We start from the raw sequence: 24,551 nt of genomic DNA, 5'->3' as shown, positions 1-24,551 counted from the left end.
GCCAGATGACGACGAGACCCACTCGAGCGGATGCGGTGATCGCCGCCGTCGCGGCGATCGCGCTCCTCCCGCTGACCGTGGTGGTCGCGTTCTCGTCGCTCCCCGGAAACGCCGCCCTGGTCGCCACGGCGCTCGCGATCGTGGCGCACACCGCCTTCCTCTGGCGACGGGCCCGGCCGTCGGCCGCGTTGCTCGTCATCGCCTCGGCCGTTGCCGGCGAGGTGGCCGTGACCGGTCTCTTCTTCGTGCTGCCGTCGACGCTCGTGTTCCCGATGGTGATCTACGCCGCTGCGGCCTACGGCGTGCGATGGCTCGCGCTCGCAGTGGGACTCGTCGGTTCCGCCGTTGCCGCCGGCCGATACGCCGCCGACGCGAGCGTCGCCGACTCGGGCTTCGGTCCCGCTCCGTGGCTGCTGTTCCTCCTCTTCACGGCCGTGCTCGCATGCTCGTGGACGCTCGGATCCCTTCGCCGGGCCCAGCTGCACGCGACCCACCTCGCCGAGGAGCGAGCAGAGAGCGAGCGCCGAGATGTGATGCAGCGCGAGGCGCTCGCCGCTGCGGAAGAACGCGCCCGCATCGCCCGAGACATGCACGACCTCCTCGCCCATTCACTCTCCGTCGTCGTCGGGCAGGCCCGGGTGGCCCGGTTCAACGAGTCGCAGGCCGCGACGGCGCTCACGACGATCGAGCAGACCGCCCGCGACTCGCTGCGCGAGATCCGGGGCCTGCTCCGGATGATCCGCGACGACGATGCCCCGGCACGACCGCAGCCCGCACTCGCAGACCTGCCCGAGCTGGTCGAGCAGGCGCGTTCGCTCGGCCGGCAGGTGCGGCACACGACGGTGGGCGTACCGATGCCGATCGGCAACGCCGTACAGCTGGCGATCTACCGATTCGTGCAGGAGGCGCTCACGAACGTGGCGAAGCATGCGCGCCCCGACGCCACCGTCGACCTCGAGGTGCGGTGGGGCGGCGACCGCTTGACGGTGACCGTGGTGAACGACGGGATCCAGGTGCGACCGGACGTCGATACGATCGAGCCCGGAATGGGACTGAAGGGCATGAGCGAGCGATTGCGGGCCGTCGGCGGCACCGTCACCGTCGGCGACCCCGGCGACGGTCGGTTCACGGTGACCGCGACGACCGCCCTGCACCAGGAGCACCAGGACCAGGAGCAGGACCAGGAGCACCAGGCATGATCCGAGTGCTCATCGTCGACGATCAGGACCTCGTGCGGGCCGGCGCCGTGGCGAGTGTCGGCGCGCAGCCCGACATGGAGGTCGTCGGCGAGGCCGCGAACGGCGTCGCCGCCGTTCGCGAAGCGGCACGCTCCACTCCCGACGTCGTGCTGATGGACATCCGGATGCCGCAGCTCGACGGCATCGACGCCACCCGCGTCATCCTCGATCAGCACCCCGACACCCGAGTGCTCGTGCTCACGACGTTCGACGCCGACGAGTACGTCTTCGCAGCGCTGCGCGCCGGTGCATCCGGATTCCTGCTGAAGGACGCTTCCGTCGAGGAACTCGCAGCCGCGATCCGAGTCGTCCATCGGGGCGACGCCGTGCTCTCTCCGTCGACCACCGGCCGGTTGATCGAGCTGATGCTCCCCGTGGTTCCCGATCCCGGGCTGCGTATCGCTGCCGAGTCGGCGCTCACCGAACGCGAACTCGAGATCGCGCGTCTCGTCGCGCAGGGACTCGGCAATTCCGAGATCGCGAGCACGGTCTTTCTCGCCGAAGCCACGGTGAAGACGCACGTGGGCCGGATCCTCGCCAAGCTCCAGCTCCGCGATCGCGTGCAGATCGTCATCTGGGCGTACCGCAACGGTCTCGTCCGCTGACGCGCGCACGTCCGCGGGGCACTGTGGACCGCCGCTCGCGGAGCGCGGTCTAGAGCCGCGCCAGCGCGCCGTCGATGTCGGCGAGCAGGTCGTCGACGTCTTCGATGCCGACCGAGAGGCGCACGACCGACTCGGGCACCTCCGCCTCGGTGCCCTTCACCGAGGCGTGCGTCATCTCCGAGGGGTAGTTGACGAGTGACTCGACGCCACCGAGCGATTCGGCCAGCTGGAAGAGCTGCGTCGACTCGGCGAAGCGGCGCGCGGCCGGCCCGCCTCCGGCGAGCGCGATCGAGAGCATGCCGCCGAAGCCCGACATCTGCCGGGCGGCCAGCTCGTGGCCGGGGTGCGACTCGAGCCCGGGATAGTAGACCCGCTCGATGCCGGCGTGCTCCTCGAGGCGACGCGCGATGGCGAGGGCGTTCGAGCTGTGCCGCTCCATGCGCACGCCGAGCGTCTTGATGCCCCGAGATGTGAGGAACGCGTCGAACGGGCCAGAGACCGCGCCCGCAGCGAACTGGGTGAACGTCACGCGCTCGGCGAGGTCGGCGAGCTCGGTACGACCGTCGCCGCTGTCGGCGGCGAAGACGAGGGCGCCGCCGATGACATCGGAGTGGCCGCCGAGGTACTTCGTCGTGGAGTGCACGACGACGTCGGCGCCGAGCGCGAGCGGCTGCTGCAGCGCCGGCGAGGCGAACGTGTTGTCGACCACCACGAGCAGGCCCGCCGACCGGCCGAGCTCGGCGAGCGCCGCGACATCCGAGATCTTCATCAGGGGGTTCGACGGGGTCTCGACCCACAGCACCTTCGTGCCGGGCTCGATCGCCCCGCGCACCGTGTCGAGGTCGCTCGTGTCGACGGTCGTGTGCCGCACGCCCCACGCGCCGTGCACGCGACGGATGAGCCGGTGGGTGCCGCCGTACACGTCGTTGCCGACGACGACGTGATCGCCCGGCGCGAGCAGCGTGCGCAGCAGGGCGTCTTCGGCCGCGAGGCCCGAGGCGAAGGACAGCCCGGTCGCCCCGCCCTCGAGCGCGGCGAGCTGCGTCTCGAGTGCCGTGCGGGTGGGGTTGCCGCCCCGCGAGTACTCGTAGCCGCCGCGGAGGCCGCCGATGCCGTCTTGCACGTAGGTCGAGGTCGCGTAGATCGGCGGGATGACCGCGCCTGTGGTCGGGTCGAACTCCTGGCCCGCGTGGATCGCGCGGGTGTCGAAGCGTGCGTTGTCGTGCATGGTGATGATCGCCTTCGGTGGTCGCAGCTCAGTGCGAGAGGTAGCTGAGCAGGTCGGTGCGGGTGATGACGCCGAGGGCCTTGCCCCCGTCGGTCACGAGCATCGCGGGGGTTGACGAGAACGCCGAGCGAGCGGATGCCACGGGCTCGTTGACCCCGATGAGCGGCAGTGGCTCGCCCACGACACTCGAGACCTTGTCGGTGAGCTTCGCCTGCCCCGAGAAGACGAGGTCGAGCAGCGCCTCTTCGTGGAGCGCGCCGAGCACCTCGCCGAGCACCACCGGCGGCTCGGCGGAGAGCACGAGCAGCTGCGAGACTCCGGTCTCGGTCATGAGGTCGATCGCTTCGCGCACGGTGTCGTTCGGGCGCACGGAGACGAGCGGCTCGGTACGGTCGGCTTTCGCCGCGAGCAACTCGGCGATGGTGTGACCGGCGGGGGCGTTCGAGAAGCCGTAGGCGCGCAACCACTTGTCGTTGAAGATCTTGCCGAGGTACCCGCGGCCGCCGTCGGGCAGCAGCACGACGATCACGTCATCGGGGCCGGCGGATGCTGCGGCCGAGAGCGCCGCGACGACGGCCATGCCGCTCGAACCGCCGACGAGGATGCCCTCTTCGCGGGCGAGGCGTCTCGTCATGGCGATGGACTCGGCGTCGGAGACGGCGATGATCTCGTGCGGCACCGCGGGGTCGTAGGCCGTCGGCCAGAAGTCTTCGCCGACGCCTTCGACGAGGTACGGCCGGCCGGTGCCGCCCGAGTAGACCGAGCCTTCGGGGTCGGCGCCGATGATGCGCACCCGATCTTCGGACACCTCACGCAGATAGCGCCCGGTGCCGGTGATCGTGCCACCAGTGCCGACGCCCGCGACGAAGTGCGTGACCTTGCCCTCGGTATCGCGCCAGATCTCGGGGCCGGTGGTCTCGTAGTGCGAGCGGGGTCCGTTGGGGTTGGAGTACTGGTCGGGCTTGAACGCACCCGGGATCTCGCGGGCGAGCCGGTCGGAGACGCCGTAGTACGACTCGGGGCTGTCGGGCGCGACCGCGGTCGGCGTCACGACGACCTCGGCACCGTAGGCCGTGAGCACGTTGCGCTTGTCTTCGCCCACCTTGTCGGGGCAGACGAAGATGCACTTGTAGCCGCGCTGCTGTGCCACGAGCGCGAGGCCGACACCGGTGTTGCCCGAGGTCGGCTCGACGATCGTGCCGCCCGGCTTGAGCTTGCCCTCACGCTCGGCCGCATCGATGATGCGCCCGGCGATGCGGTCTTTCGAGGAGCCGCCCGGGTTCAGGTACTCGAGCTTCACGAGCACCGTGGCCTGCGTCACACCCTCGGTGACGTGGTGCAGCTTCACGAGCGGAGTGTTGCCGACGAGGTCGACGATGGTTTCTGCGTACTTCATGCTGGTGTCCTAGCTGGTCGGCTCGGCCCGCTTCGTGGGCGGACGAGAGCGGCGAACGATCGGGCATGCCTGGGTCGGTCGACGTCAGCGGCGACGACAACACAGCGCGAGGATCACGTGGCCATCCTACTGCGCACCTCGCAGCCGTCGGCGAGCGTTCGCACGAGCCCCCGTCGCCCTGCGGAAGTCGGCGAACACCGGGCGACGGGCGAGCGGATGTCGCGACCCGGCATTCTCCCAGCCGCATGCGTTCGTATTGGACTGACGTCCCCGATCGAGAGGCCCCCGCGTGAGCGCGACCCCACCCGTTCCCCCCGCCGTGAAGAAGCAGCTGACCGTGAAGGCGCAACGTGCCGCCGAGCGCGAACGCAAGCTCGCCGAGTTCAAGAAGCGCGAGGCGCGAGCCAAGCGCAACCGGCGCATCGGCATCTGGTCGGCCGTGGTCGGCGGCGTCGCGGTGGTCGGGCTCATCGTCGCGGCCATCGTGCTCACCCCGCAGGCGGTCTCGTACAGCGCGGGCGGCGACGGAACCGAGATCGAGGGCGTCGAGACCTTCGACAACGCCGCGGGCCACGTCGAGGGCGTCGTCGACTACGCGCAGACCCCGCCCGCCGGTGGCGAGCACAACCAGATGTGGCTGAACTGCGGCGTCTACGAGCAGCCCGTGCCCAACGAGAACGCCGTGCACTCGCTCGAGCACGGCGCGATCTGGGTGACGTACGACCCCGAGCTCCAGGCCGCCGAACTCGAGGCGCTGAAGAAGCACCTCCCCTCGACGTACGTCGTGCTCTCCCCCTTCGAAGACCTGCCCTCGCCGATCGTGCTGAGCGGCTGGAACACCCAGCTCGCCGTCGACGATGCCGACGACGAGCGCATCCCGGCGTTCTTCGAGGAGTACTGGAAGAGCCAGAACGTGCCAGAGCCGGGCGCCATGTGCACGGGAGCCTACGACGCCCCCGGCAAGGTGACGTGACCTCGAACCCCGAGTCCGACGCGTCGCGCGGTGACGGCGGCGCCGACCCCGTGCGTCGTCGTGGCGGTCGAGTGGCCGTCATCGTCGTGGCATCCGTCGCCCTCGTCGTCGTCGCGATCGCGGCGTTCTCGATCGGTCGTCTCTCGACGCTCGCCGACCCCACGCCCGCCGATACGAGCGCCGAAGCGGGTTTCGCCCGCGACATGCAGGTGCACCATCTGCAGGGCGTCGAGCTCGCGATGATCGTTCGCGACGCGACCGACGACCCCGAAGTGCGCCTGCTCGGCTACGACATCGCCACGACGCAGGCCCAGCAGGCCGGCCAGATGTACGGCTGGCTCTCGGAGTGGGGCCTCTCGCAGGCCGGCAGCGAGCCGTCGATGACGTGGATGACGCGACCCTCGGTCGACGGCGCCGCCGGGCACGGCGCCCACACCGACGATGCGTCCGTCGGCGACGACGACACCGCGCATCTCCCCGGTGCTCCCATGCCCGGTCTCGCCACGCCCGCGCAGGTCGAGGAGCTGCGCTCGCTCTCCGGCGTCGAGGCCGAACGTCGGTTCCTCGAGCTGATGATCGCGCACCACCAGGGTGCGGTCGACATGGCAGACGCGGTGCTCGACCGTTCGTCGAACGACGTCGTGGTCGCCCTCGCGCGATCCATCGTCGACAGCCAGACCTCGGAGATCGCGCTCATGACCGAGATGCTCGCCGAGCGCAGCTGACGGCAGCTGACGGCAGCTGACGGCAGCTGACGGCAGCTGACGGCGTCAGCTCACTCGGCCGAGGACTGCCCGGCCGCGAGATAGCGCAGCACCGCGAGCACGCGGCGGTGATCGTCGGATGTCGCCGGCAACGAGAGCTTGCCGAAGATCGCCGTGATGTGCTTCTCGACCGTGCCGGGTGAGAGGAACAGCGCGACGGCGATCGCCGAGTTGGACCGGCCCTCGGCCATGAGCCGCAGGATGTCGAGTTCGCGCTCGGTGAGCCCGGCGAGGGGCCCCGCCGCGCGCCGCCGCCCGAGGAGCGAGGTCACGACCTCGGGATCGAGCACCACGTGGCCCGCGGCGACCTGGCGCACCGACTCGATGAAGGTCGAGACATCCGCGACCCGGTCCTTGAGCAGGTACCCCACGCCCTCGCCGCTCGCGTCGAGCAGGGTGCGGGCGTACCGGGTCTCTGCATACTGCGAGAACAGCAGCACACCCGTCGCCGGGCGCTCACGCTTGATCCGGAGGGCGGCACGCAGCCCCTCGTCGCTGTGGCCGGGCGGCATCCGGATGTCGGAGATGACGACATCCGGCGGGTCAGCGCGAACCAGCGCGATGAGGCTGTCGCCGTCGCCGACGGCCCCGGTCACCTCGATCCCGCGACCCTCGAGCAGGGCCACGAGTCCGTCGCGGATGATCGCGGAGTCCTCGGCGACGGCGACACGCATCAGGCGACCACCATGGGCAGGTCGATCGTCACGCGGGTCGGTCCGCCGACGGGGCTCTCGATCGTGAGCGTTCCGTCGACGGAGCGGGCCCGCCCGCTCAATCCCGCGAGCCCCGTGCCGGAACCGGACTCGCCGCGGAAGGCCAGGTGGGCGCCGCCGCGACCGGCATCGGCGACCGTGACGATGAGTCGCTCCCCACGCTGCACCACGGCGACATCGGCCCTGCCTGCGCCCGAGTGCTTCACGATGTTGCCGAGCAGCTCGAGCACGCTGAAGTAGGCGATCGTCTCGATCACGGCAGACGGCCTGCCCTGGATTCGGCAGTCGATCTCGACAGGAAGCGGTGAGCCTGCGGCAACAGAGGCGAGCGCGGCTTCGAGACCGGCATCGAGCACCGGCGGGTGAATGCCCTTGGCCAGGTCGCGCAGTTCCGCGAGCGTCGAGGTGGTGGCGGCGCGCGCCGACTCGACGAGGGCGACGACGGTCTCGGGGTCGTCGCCGCGCGCGAGCCGCTCATGGGCGTCGCCAAGCGACATGGCGAGCCCGATGAGCCGGGCCTGGGTGCCGTCGTGCAGGTCGCGCTCGATACGGCGCAGCGTGGCGTCGGCATCGGTCACGGCGGCACGACGTGAACGCGTGAGCTCGATGATGCGCTCCTCGGCAGCGGTGCGTCCCAGCATGTTCGCGATCACGTTGCCGTGGAAGCCGGCGAGGCGGCGATTGACCGCGGGCCACACGAAGAAGAGGATCACGAGCCCGGCGATGGTGAAGACGCCGTGCATGAGCGGGGTATCGGCGACGTAGCCGACGACCTGCACGCTGCCGGGGCGGATGCTCTCCACGACCCATTCCGTCGAGAGCGTGAGCCCGACCACGAGCACGATCGTCGAACCCGCCCAGCTGAGCACCGCGAGCGGAAGGTGCAGCAGGGGGAAGCCGATGGTCCGCCGCGTGGCCAGACCGCGCATCCGCTCGGCCCAATCGGCGTCGGCTGCCAGCGCGGCGCCCGACGGCGGATCGGCGATCTCGAGTCCGAGCAGGCGACGCGCGAGCCGGATCGACAACATTCCGATGCGTCGCGACCCCTCCGCGAAGGTTTCGGCGATCGAGATGCCGACGTAGCTGAGGGCGGCCAGCAGACCGAGCAGGAACGCGAACGACAGGTAGGTGAGCTCGAGCATCGCGGTGGGCAGCGCCGTCCAGATGAACGCGAACTCTCGCCAGGTTCGGCGTGCGAAGAAGGCCGTCATGAGGCCCGGGCCGGACCGGCTGTGCGCGGTCGACGTGCTTGACATCTCAGTGAATCCAATCGAGAGGAGGTCGCGACGGGCGGTGGCCACGTCTCCAACCATATTTGCGATCGATGCACCGCCCGGGCAGGGGGCTGTCCCGACGGTGGGGAGGGCTGGCCCCCCGAAGTCGAGTGCCGATCCTGATCGTGCGCGGCGCAAGGAGCGGGCCGGATTCCTCAGTTCTCGAGCACTGGCCGTTCCTCCTGCTGGCGGTAGAGCGAGGCGTACACGCCCTCGGCGCCGACGAGCTCGGCGTGCGTGCCCTGTTCGACGATGCGTCCGGCGACGACCACGAAGATCACGTCGGCGGCGACCACGGTCGAGAGCCGGTGCGCGATGGCGATCGTCGTGCGACCGCGCGCGGCGTCGTCGAGTGCCTGCTGCACCACCCGCTCCGAGATCGTGTCGAGCGCGCTCGTCGCTTCGTCGAGCACGAGCACCGCGGGGTCCTTCAGCAGCACGCGCGCGATCGCGATGCGCTGCTTCTCGCCGCCCGAGAGTCGGTAGCCGCGTTCACCCACGACCGTGTCGTAGCCATCGGGGAACGAGGCGATGGTCTCGTGGATGTTCGCGGCACGCGCCGCGGCCTCGAGTTCTGCGTCGGAGGCATCCGGCCTCGCGTACCGCAGGTTCTCGCCGATCGTGGCGTGGAAGAGGTACGTCTCCTGACTGACGATGCCGATGTGCGAGATCAGCGACTCCTGGTCGAGATCGCGCACGTCGACGCCCGCGAAGCGCACGGCGCCGGCGGATGCCTCGTACAACCGGGGCACGAGGTAGGACACCGTCGTCTTGCCGGCTCCCGACGGCCCGACGAACGCAGCGAACTGCCCGGGCTCGATCGTGAAGCTCACCGCGTCGAGCGTCGGCCGCGAGTCGTCGTCGGCGTCGGGGTAGCGGAACGAGACCTCGTCGAACTCGACCCGGCCGAGCGCCGGCCCCGACGGCACCGCGCGAGCGTCGGGCCGGTCGGTGATCGCCGGCTTCAAGTCGAGGTACTCGAAGATGCGCGCGAACAGGGCGCTCGAGGTCTGCAGGTCGAGGGCGACCCGCATGAGCCCCATGAGCGGGAACAGCAGGCGCGCCTGCACGGTCGTGAATGCGACGATCGTGCCCGCCGTGACATCCGCGACGCCGCCCGTGACGAGCCAGCCCGCGACCAGGTACACGATCGCGGGAATCGACGACATGAAGATGTTGACCATCGCGAAGAACCACTGACCGGTCATCTGCTGCCTGACCTGCAGCTCGATCTGGTTCTGGTTCTCGTCGGCGTAGCGCTCGATCTCACTCTTCTGCCGGGTGAAGCTCTTCGAGAGCAGGATGCCCGAGACGCTCAGCGTCTCCTGCGTGATCGCCGTCATCTCCGACAGCGACTCCTGCGTCTTGCCCGCGATGCGCGCCCGCACCTGGCCGACCCTGCGCTGGGCGATGACCATGAACGGCATCAGCACGAGGGCGATGATCGTCAGCTGCCAGTTGAGGATGAGCATCGCGATGAACGCCGAGATCACCGTGACGGTATTGCCGAGCACGCTCGAGACGGTGTTGGTGAGCACGCCCGCGACGCCGCCGACGTCGTTCTGCAGCCGCGACTGGATGACGCCCGTCTTCGTGCGCGTGAAGAAGCTCAGCTCCATCGCCTGCAGGTGCGTGAAGAGTCGCACGCGCAGGGCGCCCATCACCTTGTTGCCGATCGTGGCGGTGAGCCACGTCTGCCACACGCCGAGCAGGGCCGAGACGATGTACACGGCGATCATCGCGATGACGAGCCACATGAGCACCGGCAGGTTCGGTCCGGAGACCTCGCCGCTCGCGTCCACCGGGAACAGCCCGTCATCGAAGGCGCGCTGGGTCAGCAGTGGCGGGATGATGGCGAGCGCCGCACCGATGAGCACGAGCACGACCGTGGTGATGAGCGCGGCCTTGTGCGGAGCGAACAGCTCGGAGATGCGGCGCAGCAGGTGCGGCACTCGCGGCGCCTCGGCGTTGGCCGCGCGCTGGGCCGCTTCGTCGGCTGAGAACACCCGGCGCGAGCCACCGCCGGCACCTCCCGCGCCGCCGCCGCGCCCGCCGCCGGCAGTGCCGCCGCCACGCGGCGCTCCCCCATGCATGCTCATGGGTTCACCCTATGCCGCGCCCCCGCCACGGCCGCCGGTGTTCGCCCGCGGCGATGCGGGGCCGTGCCCCGCCCTGGGACGGCGGGGCGGCGGGACGGCGAACGGCGGGGCGGCGCGGCACGACGGATGCCGCAGGCTGCTGCCCGCGGCATCCGTCGCCCCCTGCCCGTACTCGACGAGTCGGCGTGCCCCGCTACCCCTTCGTGGACCCGGCCAGCAGCCCGCGCACGAAGTAGCGCTGCAGGCCGAAGAAGACGGCGAGCGGGATGACGATCGAGATGAACGCCGCCGCGGTGAGCCGTTGCCAGTCCTGACCTCTCGTACCGACCATCTCCGCCAATCGCTGGGTGAGCGGCGCGACGTCTTGGGTACCGCCCGAGAAGATGAGAGCGACGAGCAGGTCGTTCCACACCCAGATGAACTGGAAGATCGCGAACGAAGCGAGCGCCGGGGTCGCGAGCGGCAGCACGATGCGGAAGAAGATCTGCCCGTGGGTGGCGCCGTCGACTCGGGCCGCCTCGATGACGTCTCCCGGAATCTCGGAGATGAAGTTGTGCAGCAGGAAGATCGCGAGAGGCAGGGCGAACATCGAGTGCGCGAGCCACAGCGGCAGGTAGTTCTGCTCGGGGATGATCGGGACCACGTCGTGCAGCCAGGCCTGCATCGGGCGCAGCCACGTCGAGAAGATCTGGAGCAGCGGCACGAGCGCCATCTGCAGCGGGATGATCTGCAGCGCGAACACGAAGATGAAGAGCCAGTTGACCCACTTGAACCTGATCCACGCGAAGGCGTACGCCGCCATCGACGCGAACACGAGCGGGATCAGCGTGGCCAGCACGGCGATCGCGATCGAGTTCACGATGTATGCACCGAGCTGGGGCGACGACGACGACGTCGAGAGCAGCACGTCGCGGTAGTTGTCGAGCGTGAAGCCCGGGTTCTGGAAGATCGTCCACCAGCCGGTCTCGCGGATGAGCTCGGCCGGGCGGAACGACGAGACCAGCAGCCCGAATGTGGGGATGGTCCAGACCACGGCGATGATGAGCGCGATGACCGTGGCGGTGCGCGACGTCAATCGCTTCTTGACCCGCGCCGTTTTCGTGCCGTGGTCTGCGGATTCGGCGAGCTCCGCCGACTCGATCGAGCCGAGGTTCTTGCCGACGGGAAGGTCGGCGGGGGCGACGCTGCTCATCGGATCTCCCTCTGCTTGCGGAGCACATTGACGTTGTAGATCACGATCGGGAGGACCAGCACGAACAGGATCAGCGCGAGCGCGGAGCCTCGCCCGACTTCGCTCGCGCGGAACGCCTGGGTGTACATCTCGTTGGCGATGACGCTCGTGTTGAAGTTGCCGGCGGTCATCGTGCGGACGATGTCGAAGACCTTCAGCGTCGCGATCGAGATGGTGGTGAGCACCACGACGAGAGCGCCACGGATGCCGGGGACCGTCACGTTCATGAACCGCTGCCAGCCGTTGGTGCCGTCGAGCTGCGCCGCCTCGATCTGCTCGGTCGGCACGCCCTTGATGGCCGCGCTCAACAGCACCATGGCGAAGCCCGTCTGGATCCAGATCATGACGACGATCAGCAGGAAGGTGTTGATCGGGTCGGTCTGCAGCCACTGCACCGGTTCACCGCCCGCGGCGACCACCATCGCGTTCAGCAGGCCGATCTGGTCGCGATCGCCCCCGCGGTACTCGTACACGAACCGCCAGATCACGCCGGCACCGACGAACGAGATCGCGATCGGCATGAACAGGATGACCTTGTAATACCGTTCGCCGCGAGACTTGTCGATGAACACGGCATAGGCGAGCCCGATCGCCGTCGAGATGGTCGGTACCAGGAGTACCCAGATGACCGTGTTGATCAAGGTGCGGATCGCGGCCGGCTGGGTGAAGGTCCAGACGAAGTTGTCGAGTGTCCAGTCGCCGCTGGCGTCTTGGAAGGCGAGGAGGCTGGTGCGGATGGCGGGGTACACCAGCCCGACGACGATGAAGAGCATCGCCGGGAGCAGGAAGAAGGTGAGCTGCCAGTAGTCACGGCCCTTCTTGGGGGCCTTGTCGATGAAGAAGATGAGGAGGCCGACGACCGCCGCGAATACGGCGAGCCCCATCACCACCTGGAGCAGCTTGCCGAGCAGATCGGCCGTGGTCATCGTGCCTCCCGAGGTTCTTCACTGAAACTGGAGTCTTCGTTGAAGTGGGGTGACGAGGGGCGGGGCTGTCATGCCCCGCCCCTCGATCATGCCCGTATCTGCGCGTGCAGCGCTACTGCGCGGGCCAGCTCGACTCGATGGTGTCGAGCACCTGCGCGGTCTCGCCGCCGGTGACCCAGGCCACGATGCCCTTCCAGAAGGAATCGGCGCCGACGGCGCCCGGCATCAGGTCGGATCCGTCGAAGCGGAACGTCGTCTCGGGATCTTGGAGGATCTCGATCGACTGCGTCAGCAGCTCACTCGACGCGTTCTCGGGATCGACGCCCGTGTTGGCGCTGATGACACCGCCGAGGCTCACCCTGTTGTTCGCCCAGGTGTCGCTCGACAGGTAGGCGCGGAACGCCTCGACCTCTTCGGCGTCGCGGAACGCGACGGGGAACTCGCCACCACCGGTGACCGACAGCGGGTCATCGGCGTTGACGGGCGGGAGGAGGAAGCCGAACACGTCACCGTCGGAGGCGACCGTGACCTCGTCGCCGCCCTCGGGGTTCCAGAAGGTCTCGTAGAACGAGGCCTGGTGGTGCAGCGAGCACTCGCCGTCGAGGATCGGCAGACCTGCGGTCTGGAACGCCTCGGTGACCTGCGTCGAGACGTTTCCGATGCCGCCGTTCACCATGTCTTCGCTCTTCAGCACCTCTCCGACGGCGTCGAACGCCTCGGCGACCTGCGGATCGTTGAACGGAATGCCATGGGTCACCCACTGGTCGTAGACGTCGGGGCCGTGCAGGCGAAGCATGTAGTCCTCGACCCAGTCGGTACCGGGCCAGCCGGTCGCGTCACCGGACTCGAGGCCGACGCACCAGGGCTTGTGCTCGCCCTCGGCCGCGATCGTTTCCGAGAGTTCGGTGAGCTCATCGAGGGTCTTGGGGATCTCGTACCCCTTCTCTTCGAACTCGGCCGGCGAGTACCACACGTAGCCCTTGATGCTGGCCATGAGCGGTGCAGCGTAGAACGTGCCGTCGTGGGTGCCGTACTGCTTCCAGTCTTCCGACCACCATTCGTCGACGTTGGCCTCGACGGCCTCGGATGCGGGGATCAGCCAGCCTCCGGTCGCGAGCCTGGCGAGCAGGCCGGGCTGCGGCACGATGCCGACGTCGGGCGCGTTGCCGCCCTCGGCGAGCACCGCGATCTGCGCCTCGAACTCGCTCGAGCCCTGATAGTCGACCTCGATGCCCGTGCAGGTCGCGAAGTCGGCCCACGACTCCATGAGGCGATCGGCCTCGAGGTCGAGGATCGTGCCGGCGACCGTGACCGCCGCGTCTTCGAACGTGCCGTACTCCTCGTAGGGCCCGCAGTCGACGTCTGCTGCGTCTGGATCAGCGATGTCGCCCGTGCAGCCCGTAAGGGCGAGGCCGACTGCCGCGGCCGCCACCACGGGGGCCATCCAACGGCGATGCCGTCTGATTCTCATGTCATCTCCTCGTTGAGTGAATGTGGTGCAGGCGAAGCCGGGAACCGGTTCCAGCATCCACGGTAGGACACGGGCGGACTCCTCACAAGTCATCGCAGGTCACGGTTCGGACACCTCCTGTCGCGATCGGCGGTTCCCGGGTGAGAGCGCTCACACGCGCGAGTACGGGCTTCGGGTGACTGGGCAGGAAACGGTTCCACATTCGACCGCCGCGAGCAGTACACTCTGCATCGGAGCAGCCCGATGGAGGGAGGCGCGGATGCCGGTGATCGGGGATGTCGCGCGCCTCGCGGGCGTCTCGAAGGCGACAGCGTCACGGGCGCTCAGCGGGCGGGGGTACGTGGCCGACGACACTCGCCAGCGCGTCGAAGCGGCCGCAGCGGAGATCGGCTACATCGGCTCACCCGACGCGGCGAGCCTCGTGACCGGCCGCACCAAGAACGTCGGCGTCGTGATTCCGTTCGTGAACCGCTGGTTCTTCGGCGAGGTGCTCGAGGGCATCGAACGCGCGCTCCTCGCCGCGGGCTACGACCTGACGCTGTACAACGTCGCCGAGACCGGCCCAGAACGCGCCAGGGTGTTCGATTTCTTCCTCGCCCGCAAGCGGGTCGACGCCGTCATCGCGGTCGGCGTGGACCTCGACCGGCACGAGGTCGATGCGCTCGAACGCCGCGAGAAGCCGCTCGTATGCCTCGGTGGCAGCGGCGGCGCGGGGGCGCGATTGGGCATCGACGACAGAGCGGTCGCCGTGCTCGCCACCGAGCACCTGCTCCACCTCGGTCACACCCGCATCGCCCACCTCGCCGGCGCGGGCGCGCGCGACCACCCCGCGAGCGTGTCGGGGCAGCGACGGGCCGGGTACCTCGAGGCGATGACGACGGCGAACCTCACCCCGGCATCGGGCGACATCGTCGAGACCCAGATGAGCACGCCGGCCGGCTATCGCGCCGCCCTGCAGCTGCTCGGGCACCCGGGCCACCGGCCGACGGCGCTGTTCGCGGCATCCGACGAGGTGGCCTTCGGCGCCATGCGTGCAGCCGACCGGCTCGGCGTCGCCGTGCCGCGGGATCTCTCGATCGTCGGCGTCGACGGACACGAGTACGCCGAGATGTTCGACCTCACGACGGTCGAGCAGTATCCGGGCGAGCAGGGTCGCCTCGCCGTCGACGTCGTGATGCGCCTGCTCGGCGAGGCCGAGGTCGCCGATCCCCTGCCCGATTCGGGAGCCCCACTGCCGACTCGCCTCGTCGTGCGGGCCAGCACGACGCGGGCGCTGGCATCGAGCTGAACGGCATCGGGCGATCGGATGCCTCGTGAGGCACCGCTTGGGCCGGCGTGCGGTCCGCGAGCCGAGAAAGCCCTTTCTGAATTCAGGCCCGATCGGCGAACCGATTCTCGGAAAACGCTTGCGCGGTGCTGATCTGGTGCGGTAGAAACGTCTCCAGCAAATGAGATAGCGCTTTCTCATCCCTGTGATCAATGATGATGACTGGAGAATTTCACGTGGCATCCACCACAGCACTGGCCGGCGCTTCGGCGACGCGGGCACGAGGTCGGCGATGAGCGCGCTCGGTGAACTGCGCCGCATCAAGGGTCCCGGTGCAGCGCCGCAGCGCAAGCAGAACCGCGCGGCGTACCTCTTCCTCGCGCCCTGGTTCCTCGGTCTCGCGCTCGTCACCGTCGGGCCGATGGTCGCCTCCCTCGGCCTCTCGTTCACGCGCTACAACCTGCTCAGCCCGCCGCGCTTCAACGGCATCGACAACTTCGCGCGCATGCTCGAAGACGATCGCCTGCACACCTCGCTCTGGGTCACCTTCCAGTACGTGTTCATCTCGGTGCCGCTGCAACTCGGTCTCGCGCTCGTCCTCGCCATCGCCCTCGACCGAGGCCTGCGCGGCCTCGCGTTCTACCGCTCGGCGTTCTACCTGCCCTCCCTGCTCGGGGCGAGCGTCGCGATCGCGATCCTCTGGCGTCAGCTCTTCGGCGTCGACGGGCTCATCAACCAGGTGCTCGGCTTCTTCGGCATCGAGGGCCAGGGCTGGATCTCCAACCCCGATACGGCGCTCGGCACGCTGATGATCCTGAATGTCTGGACCTTCGGCTCGCCGATGGTGATCTTCCTCGCCGGCCTCCGCCAGATCCCGGCCATGTACTACGAGGCCGCTTCGGTCGACGGCGCCACGCGATCGCAGCAGTTCTGGCGCATCACGCTGCCGATGCTGACGCCGATCATCTTCTTCAACCTGATCCTCCAGATCATCGGAGCATTCCAGTCGTTCACCCAGGCGTTCATCGTCTCGGGCGGCACCGGCGGCCCCGTCGACTCGACGCTCTTCTACACGCTCTACCTCTACCAGCGGGGCTTCGCGAACCTCGACATGGGCTACGCCTCGGCGATGGCCTGGCTCCTGCTCGTGATCATCGCCGCATTCACCGCCCTGAACTTCTGGGCCTCCAAGTATTGGGTGTTCTACGATGACCAGGACTGACGACCCCTTGACCCGCGAACCGCTCACCGAGTCGGTCGTGACCGGTGCGAGCGCCGACCGCGTACGGGATTCGCGGCGCTCGCGGCATCCGCTTCGAAAGCCCGTCTCGAGTCTCATCCGGCACGCGATCCTCATCGTGAGCGCCCTGCTCATGCTCTACCCGGTGATCTGGATGGTCGTGAGCTCGCTCCGCCCGAATGAGCTCATCTTCCGCGAACCGGGCATCGTGCTCGACAGCTTCGAGGTCTCGAACTACGTCGACGGCTGGAACGCCCTCTCGTACCCGTTCAACGTCTACCTGCTGAACTCGGGACTCGTGGTGCTCGGCTGCATCGTCGGCAACCTCGTCTCGTGCTCCCTCGCCGCCTACGCCTTCGCCCGGCTCGAGTTCACGGGCAAGCGGTTCTGGTTCGCGATCATGTTGCTCAGCATCATGTTGCCGATCCACGTCATCATCGTGCCGCAGTACGTGATGTTCTCGTCGCTCGGCTGGGTGAACACGTTCCTGCCGCTCATCGTGCCGAAGCTGCTGGCCACCGATGCGTTCTTCATCTTCCTCATGGTGCAGTTCATCCGCGGCATCCCGCGCGAGCTCGACGAGGCTGCGCGCATCGACGGTGCCGGCCATCCGCGCATCTTCGCGCAGGTCATCCTGCCGCTCATGGTGCCGGCCCTCGCGACCACCGCGATCTTCACCTTCATCTGGACCTGGAACGACTTCTTCAGCCAGCTGATCTACCTCACGAAGCCCGACCTCTACACGGTGCCCCTCGCCCTGAACGCGTTCCAAGACGCCCAGAGTGCGACCGACTTCGGCGAGATGTTCGCGATGAGCGTCGTGTCGCTGATCCCGATCTTCCTCATCTTCCTCTTCGGCCAGCGCTTCCTGCTCAAGGGCATCGCGACCACCGGAGGAAAGTAACCGGCGACGCCGGTTCACCAGCACCACCCACCACCATCGGCACCACCAGCAGGAAGGATCACACCATGCGAGGCACATTCCGACGCCGTCTCGGCGTCGCCGCAGCCTTCGGCGCAGCGACGATGCTCGCGCTCACGGCCTGCGCCAGCGGCGGCGAGGCCGCGGCCCCCGAGAAGCTCGAGCTCTCCGACGAACCCGTGACGCTCTCGTTCACCTGGTGGGGCAACGACACCCGCCACGCCATCACCGAAGAGCTCATCGCGGCGTTCGAGAAGGAGAACCCGAACATCACGATCGAGCCGCAGTACACCGACTGGGCCGGTTACTGGGACAAGCTCTCGACGACGGTCGCCGCCGGCGACATCCCCGACATCATCCAGATGGACGAGAAGCAGCTCTCGACCTACGCCGCCAACGGCGTGCTGCTCGACCTCGGCGGCATCTCGACGAACCTCGACACCGGCGACTTCCCCGAGGCGGTGCTCGGCACCGGGGCGCTCGACGGCACGCAGTACGGCGTCCCCGTGGGCATCAACTCGTACACGATCATCGCCAATGCCGACCTCCTCGACCAGTACGGCATCGACCTGCCCGATGACGAGACCTGGACCTGGGACGACTTCATCGAGACCGCAGAGGCCGTGACCGCCGCCAGCGGCGGCACGGTCGTCGGCACCCAGTCGTGGGGCTTCGAAGACGGCGGCCTGAACAACTGGCTGCGGCAGCAGGGCGGCTCGCTCTACTCCGACGACGGCGAGGTCGCCGCGAGTGAAGAGGATCTCGCCTCGTGGTGGCAGCTGCTGCTCGACGCGACCGACGCAGGGGCGACGCCTGTGCCCGCCGCGACGATCGAGCGGGAGTCGGGCGGTCTGGCCGAGTCGTTCACGGCCACGAACCAGTCGGCCTTCGGTCCGTGGTGGTCGAACCAGGTGCAGGCACTGCGTGACGCGAGCGGGCAGGACCTCGTCGCGCTTCGCGTGCCGTCGTCATCGGATGCCCCGGAGGGCTGGCCGTACTACAAGCCGTCGATGTTCTGGTCCGCCTCGGCGAAGACCGAGCATCCGGCTGAAGTCGCCCTGTTCCTCGATTACCTCGCCAACAGCGAGGACGCGGCCGATCTGCTGCTCGCCGAGCGGGGCGTTCCGGCGAACGAGACGATCCGCGAGTACATCACGCCCAAGCTCGACGAGGTCAACCAGACGGTCGTCGGCTTCCTCGACGATCTCGCCCCGGCCGTCGGCGATGCGCCCCCCGCCACCCCGCCGGGCGGCGGCATGATCGAGACGATCATCGACCAGCACACCCAACTCGTGCTGTTCGGCGAGCTGACGCCCGAGCAGGCGGCGGCGAGCTTCATCGAGGAACTGCAGCGGGCACTCGACGACGCGGCCATCTGATCCACCCCGACGACGGTCCTCCTGGCCGTCACCGAGCGGCTGTCGCGACTGCCTGCGCGACAGCCGCTCACTCTCCGCCGACGTCGCGTCGGCACGGTTTCGCGCCGCACCGGGCGTACCGTCGAACCAGCACCCACACGATGGAGGTCCACGTGCAGAACCCGCCCCGGCAGGTCACGATCGCCCAGGTCGCCGAGTACGCCGGCGTGTCGCAGGCATCGGTGTCGCGGGTGCTGAATCGCAACCAGACCGTCGACCCGGCGATCTCCGCCAAGGTGCGCGACGCCGTCGAGAAGCTCAACTACTCGCCGAGCCAGATGGCGCGCAACCTCGTACGCGGTCGCAGCAACACGGTGGCGCTCGTCGTGCCCGACCTCGAGAACCCGATGTTCCAGGGCGTGCTCAAGGGACTCAGTCGTGAGGCGGCGCTCGACGGATACCGCGTGCTCGTGGCCGACACAGCCGAGCGCGTCGCTGACGAGGAGGAGATCGCGATCGAGGCGCGATCACGGTGCGATGCCCTCGTGCTCGTATCGCCGCGCATGCCGGCGGAACGTCTCGAAGCGCTGCTCGCCCGCTCGGGCCCGATCGTCGTCGTGAATCGGCCGGTGGCGAGCGACCCGGCCGCCGAGCTCTCGGTCGACTACGAGCATGCGGTGCGCACGCTCGGCGAACACCTGGTGGCCCTCGGCCACTCGCGCATCGCCTACCTCTCCGGCCCGCCGCAGGCGTATTCCGACGGCCTGCGACGCCGCGGCCTCGCCGAACTCATCGCACGATACGACCGACTCGACGTGCAGGACATCGCCGGCGGCTCGCAGGTCGAAGACGGCTACCGCGCCGCCGAACACGTGCTCTCCTCGGGGTCGACGGCTGTCATCGCGTTCAACGACCTCGTCGCCCTGGGCCTGCTCGCCCGGCTGCGCGAGCTCGGCGTCGACGTGCCCGGCGAGGTCTCGGTCACCGGCATCGACGACATCCCCCTCTCTCGGTTCGCTGCGCCGGCGCTCACGACGATGTCGGTGCCGCGGGTCGAACTGGGTGCGCAGTCGTGGCGGCGTCTGCGTGATGCGATGGCCGGTACGCCGGCGACGCATCCGCTCTCGTACCGCGCCATCCTCGAAACCCGAGGCAGCACCGGCCCTGCGCCCGAAGCGGCCGGCTGGCTCTCCCCCGGCCGTCCGGTGCTGCGCATCGGCGACCGCGTCGTCGCTCGCTACGAAGAAGGCACGAGCATCGATTCGGTGCTCTCGCCACGACCGTTCCTGCACCCCGTCGAGACGCTCGCGGGAGTACGCGTCACCGACAGCCATCCGACCGATCACCTGCACCACTTCGGCATCGGCGTCGCCCTGCCCGACGTGAACGGCACCTCGTACTGGGGCGGCCGCACCTACGTGCAGGATGTCGGCTCCATCATGCTCGAGAACCAGGGCAGGCAGCGCCGCGACGAACTCTCGGTCGATGCCGACGGCGACGCGCTCGTCGAGCGGCTCACCTGGATCGACGAACGCGACGTCGCCCAGCTCAGCGAGCTGCGCATCCTCACGGGCCGGGCCGCTCGCATCGGCGAGCGCGAGGCGTGGACGCTCGGCTGGCGCAGCACCCTCACCGCCAACTTCGGCGCCCTCACCTTCGGCTCCCCGGCCACGAACGGCCGCGAGGGCGCCGGCTACGGAGGCGTGTTCTGGCGGTTCCCCCGATGGGAGGCCACCGTCGTCACCCGTGACGGCACGGGCGAGGCCACGGCGCACGGCTCGAACTCGCCCTGGCTCGCGGTCGCCGACGCTGAGCGTCGGGTGACGGTGCTGCTCGCCCAGCCCGCAGACCGCCCGGCCGTGCCGTGGTTCGCCCGGGTCGGCGAGTACCTCGGCATCGGGCCCGCGATCGCCTGGAACGAGCTCGTCGAGGTCGCCGAGGGCGGCACCCTCGAACTCGGACTCGATGCGCTGCTCATCGACCGCGCCATCACCGATCCCGACGAGCTCGAGCGGCTCGCCGCGGTGCTCGGTACGCACGCCAACGCGGTCGTAGACGGCATCGACGTGCGTCCGGCGCTCGCCAACCGGGAGACGACCCCGTCGATGCCGAACCCAAGGCCGCGCAGTTGACGGCGACGCTTCCGCGAATCGGCATCGCCGGCATTCACGGCCACGGGGCGAGCCACGTCGCCGCGGCTCGCTCCCTCGAACGCGAAGGCCGCGCCTCGCTCGTCGCCCTCGCCGACCACCGCGCACCGACCGATGACGTGCAGGGCGCGACCGTGTACTCGGACGCACGACAGATGATCACCGAGGCGGCGCTCGACATCGTCGTGCTTTCAACCCCCATGCACACCCACCTCCCGCTCGCGCTCGCCGCGCTCGACACCGGTGCACGGCTCCTGCTCGAGAAGCCGCCGACGCCGACGCTCGACGACTTCCACCGCCTCGTCGATGCCTCCGCCGCCACCGGCCTCGGCGTGCAGATCGGGTTCCAGAGCCTCGGCTCGGCAGCGGTGCCCGCGATGCGAGAACTGATCGCGGCGGGAACCATCGGCGAGCCCGTGCGGTTCGGCGCCCTCGGCACCTGGGTGCGCACGACCGACTACTGGCGACGCACACCGTGGGCGGGGCGCCGGACCCTCGACGGCGTCCCGGTCGTCGACGGTGCGGTCACGAACCCGCTCGCCCACGCGGTCGCAACCGGACTCGCCGTCGCGGGGGCGGAGCTCGAATCGGCGGTCGACTCCGTCGAGCTCGATCTCTATCGGGCGAACGACATCGAAGCCGACGACACCTCCTCGCTCGTGGTGACCCTCGCCGATGGCCGCCGGCTCGCCTGCGCGCTGAGCCTGACCGCTGCGCGGCGAAGCGAGCCGTGCATCATCGTCGACGGCACCCGTGGCCGCCTCGTGCTCTGGTACACGCTCGATGTCGTGCAGCACTTCGAGGCGGATGCCGCGGTGCCGACGACGGTCGGCCACGCACGCACCGGTCTCCTCGCGAACCTGGTCGACCACGTCGTCGACGGCACACCCCTCCTCGTTCCGGCCGCCTCGACCGGCGCATTCATGCGCGTGCTCGATGCCGTACGAACCGGGCCCGTACCGACGCCGATCGCCGCGGCCCACCTCAGCCGCAGGCGAGCAGACGACGGCGAGCACCTCGTGGTCGACGAGCTCGAAGCCTGGAGCCGGCGCGTCGTGCAGGAGGGGCGCACGTTCCGGCAGCTCGCCGCGCCGTGGACGGTCTCCGCCTGAACGCCGCGGGTCCCACCGGGGCGCCCCGCCTGTGGATGGATCCCCGAGCACACGGCGTCGGCTTGCTACGATCGGGCGACCAGCGAGTCTCGACGTCGAGCGGAGCATCATGACGTGTCGCATCAAGTGATGAACGTGCGTGCGCTCGCCCTCGCCGGGCCGACCGAAGGCGACGTGGCGGTCGATGCCGCAGGCGCCCTCGATCTCGTTTCCCGCCATGGCCTCGTCGCCGCGCCCCATGTCGCAGCACGCCTCTGCTCCGCGCTCGCCGGCGACCCCGATGCCGTGCTCGACACCGCGAGGCTGCTCGCGCCCGCACAGCTCGGCGGCACCTCCGCGCTGCCCGATCCGCTCCCCCTCTCGCGGGCGGTGCGCGAGGCAGTCGGGAGCCGGCTCGCAGCACTCGACCCGTCGACGCGCCGCGTACTCCTCCACGCCTCGGTGAGCGTGTCCGACCGCACCGAAGCCGTGCTCAGCGCGGCAGGCGTGCCGATCGCCGAGGCGATCGCCGGCCAGGTGTCCGAGCATCTCCTGATCGCCGCAGGGCGATTCACCTTCGTCGACCCGCGGGTTCGCATCTGGGTGCACGAGACCGCGAGCCTGGCCGAGCGCACCGACGCCCACTCGACATCCGCTCGCGCCCATGCCGACCTCGGCGACGAGCGTCTCGCCCTCTGGCACCGTGCGCTCAGCAGTCTCGACGGCGATCGCACGCTCGTCGAGCCGCTCCTCGCGGTCGCTCGCGAAGCCTCCGAGGCCGGCGACGCGGAGTGGGCGCACGCGGTGGCTCGAGAAGCCGCGTGCCACGCGGTGGGCATCGAGCGCACCGCAGCGCAGACTCGCGCGGGTGAGGCCGCCCTCGAAGCAGGTCTCGTCGACGACGCCGTCGACTGGCTGCGCGATCCCGTCTCGTCGACCGATCCCGACCTCGCCTCGGCCGCGCTCGCCGCGTTCGTGCACGCCGCGACACTGCGCGAGGGCCACGTCGCCGACATGGCCCTCGAGCAGCAGCTCGCGAGACTCGAGCCAGACGCGCCGCGGTCTCGCATCGCGCATCTCGTGCGTGCGATCGCCACGGCGGCGAGACTCCACGCCGAACGCGGAAACGCGGTCGAGTCGAGTGAGCTCATACGTCAGGGGCGGCACCTCGTCGCCCAGCACGACCTCGCCGAGCACGACATCGCACTCGGCGAGGCCTGGTGCACCGTCTTCGGCGCCGTGCGCGAGCCGTCGAGCAGCATCGACGAGGGCGACGGGCGATCGCCGCCGCCGAGCCTCGAGCTGCAAGCGGCAGTCTGTCGAGCGCTGCAACTGGGTCGTGCCGATCATCACGCCGCCGCCCTCAGGGCGCTGCACCCCTCCGATCGCGGGGGGTTGCGCGCCGTCAGCCCGGCGGCCATGCCGGCCTGGGGCGCCCATCGACCGAGTCCGCTCGGCGAGGCGGAGCGCCGGGTCGCCGCCGCGCTCATCGAATTCTGGGCGGGCGACCTCAGCCGTGCCCGAAGCGAGCTGCAGTCCGCAGCATGCAGCACCCCGCTCGCACTCGCGTTCGCCGGGCTCGGTGTGGCGCTCGCCCGTCGACTCGACATCTGCGTGCTCGGACGGCCCGATACCTTCGCGAACGCGCTCGAGGCGACGACCCCGGCGGCGACCGCGCGGCACCTCGGCGGCGAGCTGCTCGTCGATCGCGCCATCCGCGCGTACTTCGACGGCCGCATGACGGAGTCTGCGACCCTGCTCTCGCTCGCCGCCGACGGCGCCTTCGGCCGGCGGCGGGGCGGACTCCACCTCCCGGGGCTCGACGAGGCGCCCGCGTGGGCGCTCGCCGGCCGAATGCACGAGGCGCGGCTTGCCGCGCGCACCGCCGATCACCCCGGGTGCTCCCCCGTGCAGCACGAAGCCGCCGTGCTGCGCGAGCTCATCGCGACCTGCTCGAGCGAGACGCTCACGGCCGTCGTCGAGAGCGCGGCCGAGGTCACCCACCGGCTGCTCTCGCCCTTCGAACGCAGTCGGGTCGAGTTCGTGCTCGGCCGTCGGCTCGCCGCTGATGGCGACGTCGGCGGCGCACGCCGGCATCTGGTCGGTGCTGCTCGCCTGTTCGGCGAGATCGGCGCCGACGCCTGGGCCCGCGCCGCCGAGGCGGACCTCGAGGCGCTCCCTGCAGAGCAGGCACCGCACGGCGCGACGCGGCTCGTCCAGGCGACGCCGGCGCCCGCGCCCGATCGTCACGGCTGGCGGCAGCCCGGCGCGATCCCACCTTCGCGGGGCGCCCCGTCGATGCCGGCAGCGAGCAGTTCCGCCGAACGCCCCGTCGCCGATTCGACCGTCGCGTGGGGCGCGTCCCTCACCGAACGCGAACTCGAGGTCGCTGAACTCGTCGCCGAGGGCTACTCCAATCGCGACGTCGCGAACGAGCTCTTCGTCTCGGTGCGCACCGTCGAGGTGCATGTCGGCCGCGTCTTCACCAAGCTCGGCGTGCACTCGCGCGTGGAACTCGCGCTCCTCGCGCATCGCGCGCCGCCGCCCGCCGGCGGTGGCGGCCTCGACGGGTCCGCAGCGCCGCCCTCGACGAGCACTACGTAGT

General features: G+C 69.6%; 19 protein-coding genes. 11 read left to right on the top strand and 8 right to left on the bottom strand.

Translation table 11 applies throughout. The features are described from left to right. Positions 1 to 5 precede the first annotated feature (5 nt). The gene (locus AC6CH0_RS07925; RefSeq protein ID WP_498099462.1) at positions 6 to 1,199 is read left to right on the top strand and encodes a sensor histidine kinase; all 1,194 of its coding nucleotides are present in this window, start codon (positions 6 to 8) and stop codon (positions 1,197 to 1,199) included. Continuing rightward, complete coding sequence (locus AC6CH0_RS07920; RefSeq protein WP_498099460.1) at positions 1,196 to 1,843, top strand: response regulator; 648 nt, start codon at positions 1,196 to 1,198, stop codon at positions 1,841 to 1,843. The genes AC6CH0_RS07925 and AC6CH0_RS07920 overlap by 4 nt, the downstream gene beginning before the upstream one ends. 49 nt (positions 1,844 to 1,892) lie before the next feature. On the opposite strand, the gene AC6CH0_RS07915 is transcribed toward AC6CH0_RS07920, so the two are convergent. Then, positions 1,893 to 3,071 (bottom strand): cystathionine gamma-synthase, encoded by a 1,179-nt coding sequence (locus AC6CH0_RS07915; protein ID WP_498099458.1) that lies wholly within the window; start codon positions 3,069 to 3,071, stop codon positions 1,893 to 1,895. Positions 3,072 to 3,099: 28 nt separating this feature from the next. After that, the gene (locus AC6CH0_RS07910) at positions 3,100 to 4,467 is read right to left on the bottom strand and encodes a cystathionine beta-synthase (protein ID WP_498099456.1); all 1,368 of its coding nucleotides are present in this window, start codon (positions 4,465 to 4,467) and stop codon (positions 3,100 to 3,102) included. A 289-nt stretch (positions 4,468 to 4,756) separates the two neighbouring features. On the opposite strand from AC6CH0_RS07910, the gene AC6CH0_RS07905 reads away from it, so the two are divergent. Next, positions 4,757 to 5,440: a thioredoxin-like domain-containing protein gene (locus tag AC6CH0_RS07905; protein WP_498099454.1), complete on the top strand. Its 684-nt coding sequence runs from the start codon at positions 4,757 to 4,759 to the stop codon at positions 5,438 to 5,440. After that, on the top strand, positions 5,437 to 6,165 hold the full coding sequence (locus tag AC6CH0_RS07900) for a DUF305 domain-containing protein (RefSeq protein WP_498099452.1): 729 nt from the start codon (positions 5,437 to 5,439) through the stop codon (positions 6,163 to 6,165). The genes AC6CH0_RS07905 and AC6CH0_RS07900 overlap by 4 nt, the downstream gene beginning before the upstream one ends. 50 nt (positions 6,166 to 6,215) lie before the next feature. Here the strand turns inward: AC6CH0_RS07900 and AC6CH0_RS07895 are convergent, their stop codons facing one another. The 6 genes from AC6CH0_RS07895 to AC6CH0_RS07870 form a co-directional block, all read right to left on the bottom strand. Continuing rightward, positions 6,216 to 6,878: a LuxR C-terminal-related transcriptional regulator gene (locus AC6CH0_RS07895; RefSeq protein WP_498099450.1), complete on the bottom strand. Its 663-nt coding sequence runs from the start codon at positions 6,876 to 6,878 to the stop codon at positions 6,216 to 6,218. Further along, positions 6,878 to 8,173, bottom strand: coding sequence for a sensor histidine kinase (locus tag AC6CH0_RS07890; protein ID WP_498099448.1), 1,296 nt, complete (start codon positions 8,171 to 8,173; stop codon positions 6,878 to 6,880). The genes AC6CH0_RS07895 and AC6CH0_RS07890 overlap by 1 nt, the downstream gene beginning before the upstream one ends. Before the next feature lie 173 nt (positions 8,174 to 8,346). Then, a complete protein-coding gene (locus AC6CH0_RS07885) occupies positions 8,347 to 10,284 on the bottom strand; it encodes an ABC transporter ATP-binding protein (RefSeq protein ID WP_498101074.1) in 1,938 nt (645 codons plus the stop codon). Between the two features lie 199 nt (positions 10,285 to 10,483). Continuing rightward, on the bottom strand, positions 10,484 to 11,482 hold the full coding sequence (locus tag AC6CH0_RS07880; protein ID WP_498099446.1) for a carbohydrate ABC transporter permease: 999 nt from the start codon (positions 11,480 to 11,482) through the stop codon (positions 10,484 to 10,486). Beyond that, positions 11,479 to 12,447, bottom strand: coding sequence for a carbohydrate ABC transporter permease (locus tag AC6CH0_RS07875; protein ID WP_498099444.1), 969 nt, complete (start codon positions 12,445 to 12,447; stop codon positions 11,479 to 11,481). The genes AC6CH0_RS07880 and AC6CH0_RS07875 overlap by 4 nt, the downstream gene beginning before the upstream one ends. A gap of 112 nt (positions 12,448 to 12,559) precedes the next feature. Further along, entirely contained in the window at positions 12,560 to 13,918 is a 1,359-nt protein-coding gene (locus AC6CH0_RS07870) for an ABC transporter substrate-binding protein (protein WP_498099442.1), read from the bottom strand. Between the two features lie 259 nt (positions 13,919 to 14,177). Between AC6CH0_RS07870 and AC6CH0_RS07865 the strand changes: the two genes are divergently transcribed. The 7 genes from AC6CH0_RS07865 (at position 14,178) to AC6CH0_RS07835 (ending at position 24,550) form a co-directional block, all read left to right on the top strand. Beyond that, positions 14,178 to 15,206, top strand: a complete 1,029-nt coding sequence (locus AC6CH0_RS07865; protein WP_498099440.1) for a LacI family DNA-binding transcriptional regulator — start codon at positions 14,178 to 14,180, stop codon at positions 15,204 to 15,206. 271 nt (positions 15,207 to 15,477) lie between these two features. Continuing rightward, positions 15,478 to 16,407, top strand: a complete 930-nt coding sequence (locus tag AC6CH0_RS07860; RefSeq protein ID WP_498099438.1) for a carbohydrate ABC transporter permease — start codon at positions 15,478 to 15,480, stop codon at positions 16,405 to 16,407. A 151-nt stretch (positions 16,408 to 16,558) separates the two neighbouring features. Then, the gene (locus AC6CH0_RS07855; protein WP_498101072.1) at positions 16,559 to 17,329 is read left to right on the top strand and encodes a carbohydrate ABC transporter permease; all 771 of its coding nucleotides are present in this window, start codon (positions 16,559 to 16,561) and stop codon (positions 17,327 to 17,329) included. 65 nt (positions 17,330 to 17,394) lie between these two features. Then, positions 17,395 to 18,726 (top strand): ABC transporter substrate-binding protein, encoded by a 1,332-nt coding sequence (locus AC6CH0_RS07850; RefSeq protein WP_498099436.1) that lies wholly within the window; start codon positions 17,395 to 17,397, stop codon positions 18,724 to 18,726. 152 nt (positions 18,727 to 18,878) lie between these two features. Continuing rightward, positions 18,879 to 20,837 carry a DUF6807 family protein gene (locus AC6CH0_RS07845; protein WP_498099434.1) on the top strand — a complete coding sequence of 653 codons (1,959 nt, stop codon included), beginning with the start codon at positions 18,879 to 18,881 and terminating at the stop codon, positions 20,835 to 20,837. After that, entirely contained in the window at positions 20,834 to 21,967 is a 1,134-nt protein-coding gene (locus AC6CH0_RS07840) for a Gfo/Idh/MocA family protein (RefSeq protein WP_498099432.1), read from the top strand. Before AC6CH0_RS07845 ends, AC6CH0_RS07840 begins: the two co-directional genes overlap by 4 nt. A gap of 129 nt (positions 21,968 to 22,096) precedes the next feature. After that, a complete protein-coding gene (locus AC6CH0_RS07835) occupies positions 22,097 to 24,550 on the top strand; it encodes a helix-turn-helix transcriptional regulator (protein WP_498099430.1) in 2,454 nt (817 codons plus the stop codon). Position 24,551 lies beyond the last annotated feature (1 nt).

Source organism: Agromyces sp. GQ35, from assembly GCF_059758475.1.
The sequence above is the reverse complement of the archived record's forward strand: the minus strand, read 5'-3'. Positions and strand labels throughout refer to the sequence as shown.

Bases quoted from the DNA above. Each gene is read 5' to 3' on its own strand.
- AC6CH0_RS07925 (WP_498099462.1), top strand. From the start codon at position 6: ATGACGACGAGACCCACTCGAGCGGATGCGGTGATCGCCGCCGTCGCG.
- AC6CH0_RS07920 (WP_498099460.1), top strand. From the start codon at position 1,196: ATGATCCGAGTGCTCATCGTCGACGATCAGGACCTCGTGCGGGCCGGC.
- AC6CH0_RS07915 (WP_498099458.1), bottom strand. From the start codon at position 3,071: ATGCACGACAACGCACGCTTCGACACCCGCGCGATCCACGCGGGCCAG.
- AC6CH0_RS07910 (WP_498099456.1), bottom strand. From the start codon at position 4,467: ATGAAGTACGCAGAAACCATCGTCGACCTCGTCGGCAACACTCCGCTC.
- AC6CH0_RS07895 (WP_498099450.1), bottom strand. From the start codon at position 6,878: ATGCGTGTCGCCGTCGCCGAGGACTCCGCGATCATCCGCGACGGACTC.
- AC6CH0_RS07890 (WP_498099448.1), bottom strand. From the start codon at position 8,173: ATGTCAAGCACGTCGACCGCGCACAGCCGGTCCGGCCCGGGCCTCATG.
- AC6CH0_RS07885 (WP_498101074.1), bottom strand. From the start codon at position 10,284: ATGCATGGGGGAGCGCCGCGTGGCGGCGGCACTGCCGGCGGCGGGCGC.
- AC6CH0_RS07880 (WP_498099446.1), bottom strand. From the start codon at position 11,482: ATGAGCAGCGTCGCCCCCGCCGACCTTCCCGTCGGCAAGAACCTCGGC.
- AC6CH0_RS07875 (WP_498099444.1), bottom strand. From the start codon at position 12,447: ATGACCACGGCCGATCTGCTCGGCAAGCTGCTCCAGGTGGTGATGGGG.
- AC6CH0_RS07870 (WP_498099442.1), bottom strand. From the start codon at position 13,918: ATGAGAATCAGACGGCATCGCCGTTGGATGGCCCCCGTGGTGGCGGCC.
- AC6CH0_RS07865 (WP_498099440.1), top strand. From the start codon at position 14,178: ATGCCGGTGATCGGGGATGTCGCGCGCCTCGCGGGCGTCTCGAAGGCG.
- AC6CH0_RS07860 (WP_498099438.1), top strand. From the start codon at position 15,478: ATGAGCGCGCTCGGTGAACTGCGCCGCATCAAGGGTCCCGGTGCAGCG.
- AC6CH0_RS07855 (WP_498101072.1), top strand. From the start codon at position 16,559: ATGCTCTACCCGGTGATCTGGATGGTCGTGAGCTCGCTCCGCCCGAAT.
- AC6CH0_RS07850 (WP_498099436.1), top strand. From the start codon at position 17,395: ATGCGAGGCACATTCCGACGCCGTCTCGGCGTCGCCGCAGCCTTCGGC.
- AC6CH0_RS07835 (WP_498099430.1), top strand. From the start codon at position 22,097: ATGAACGTGCGTGCGCTCGCCCTCGCCGGGCCGACCGAAGGCGACGTG.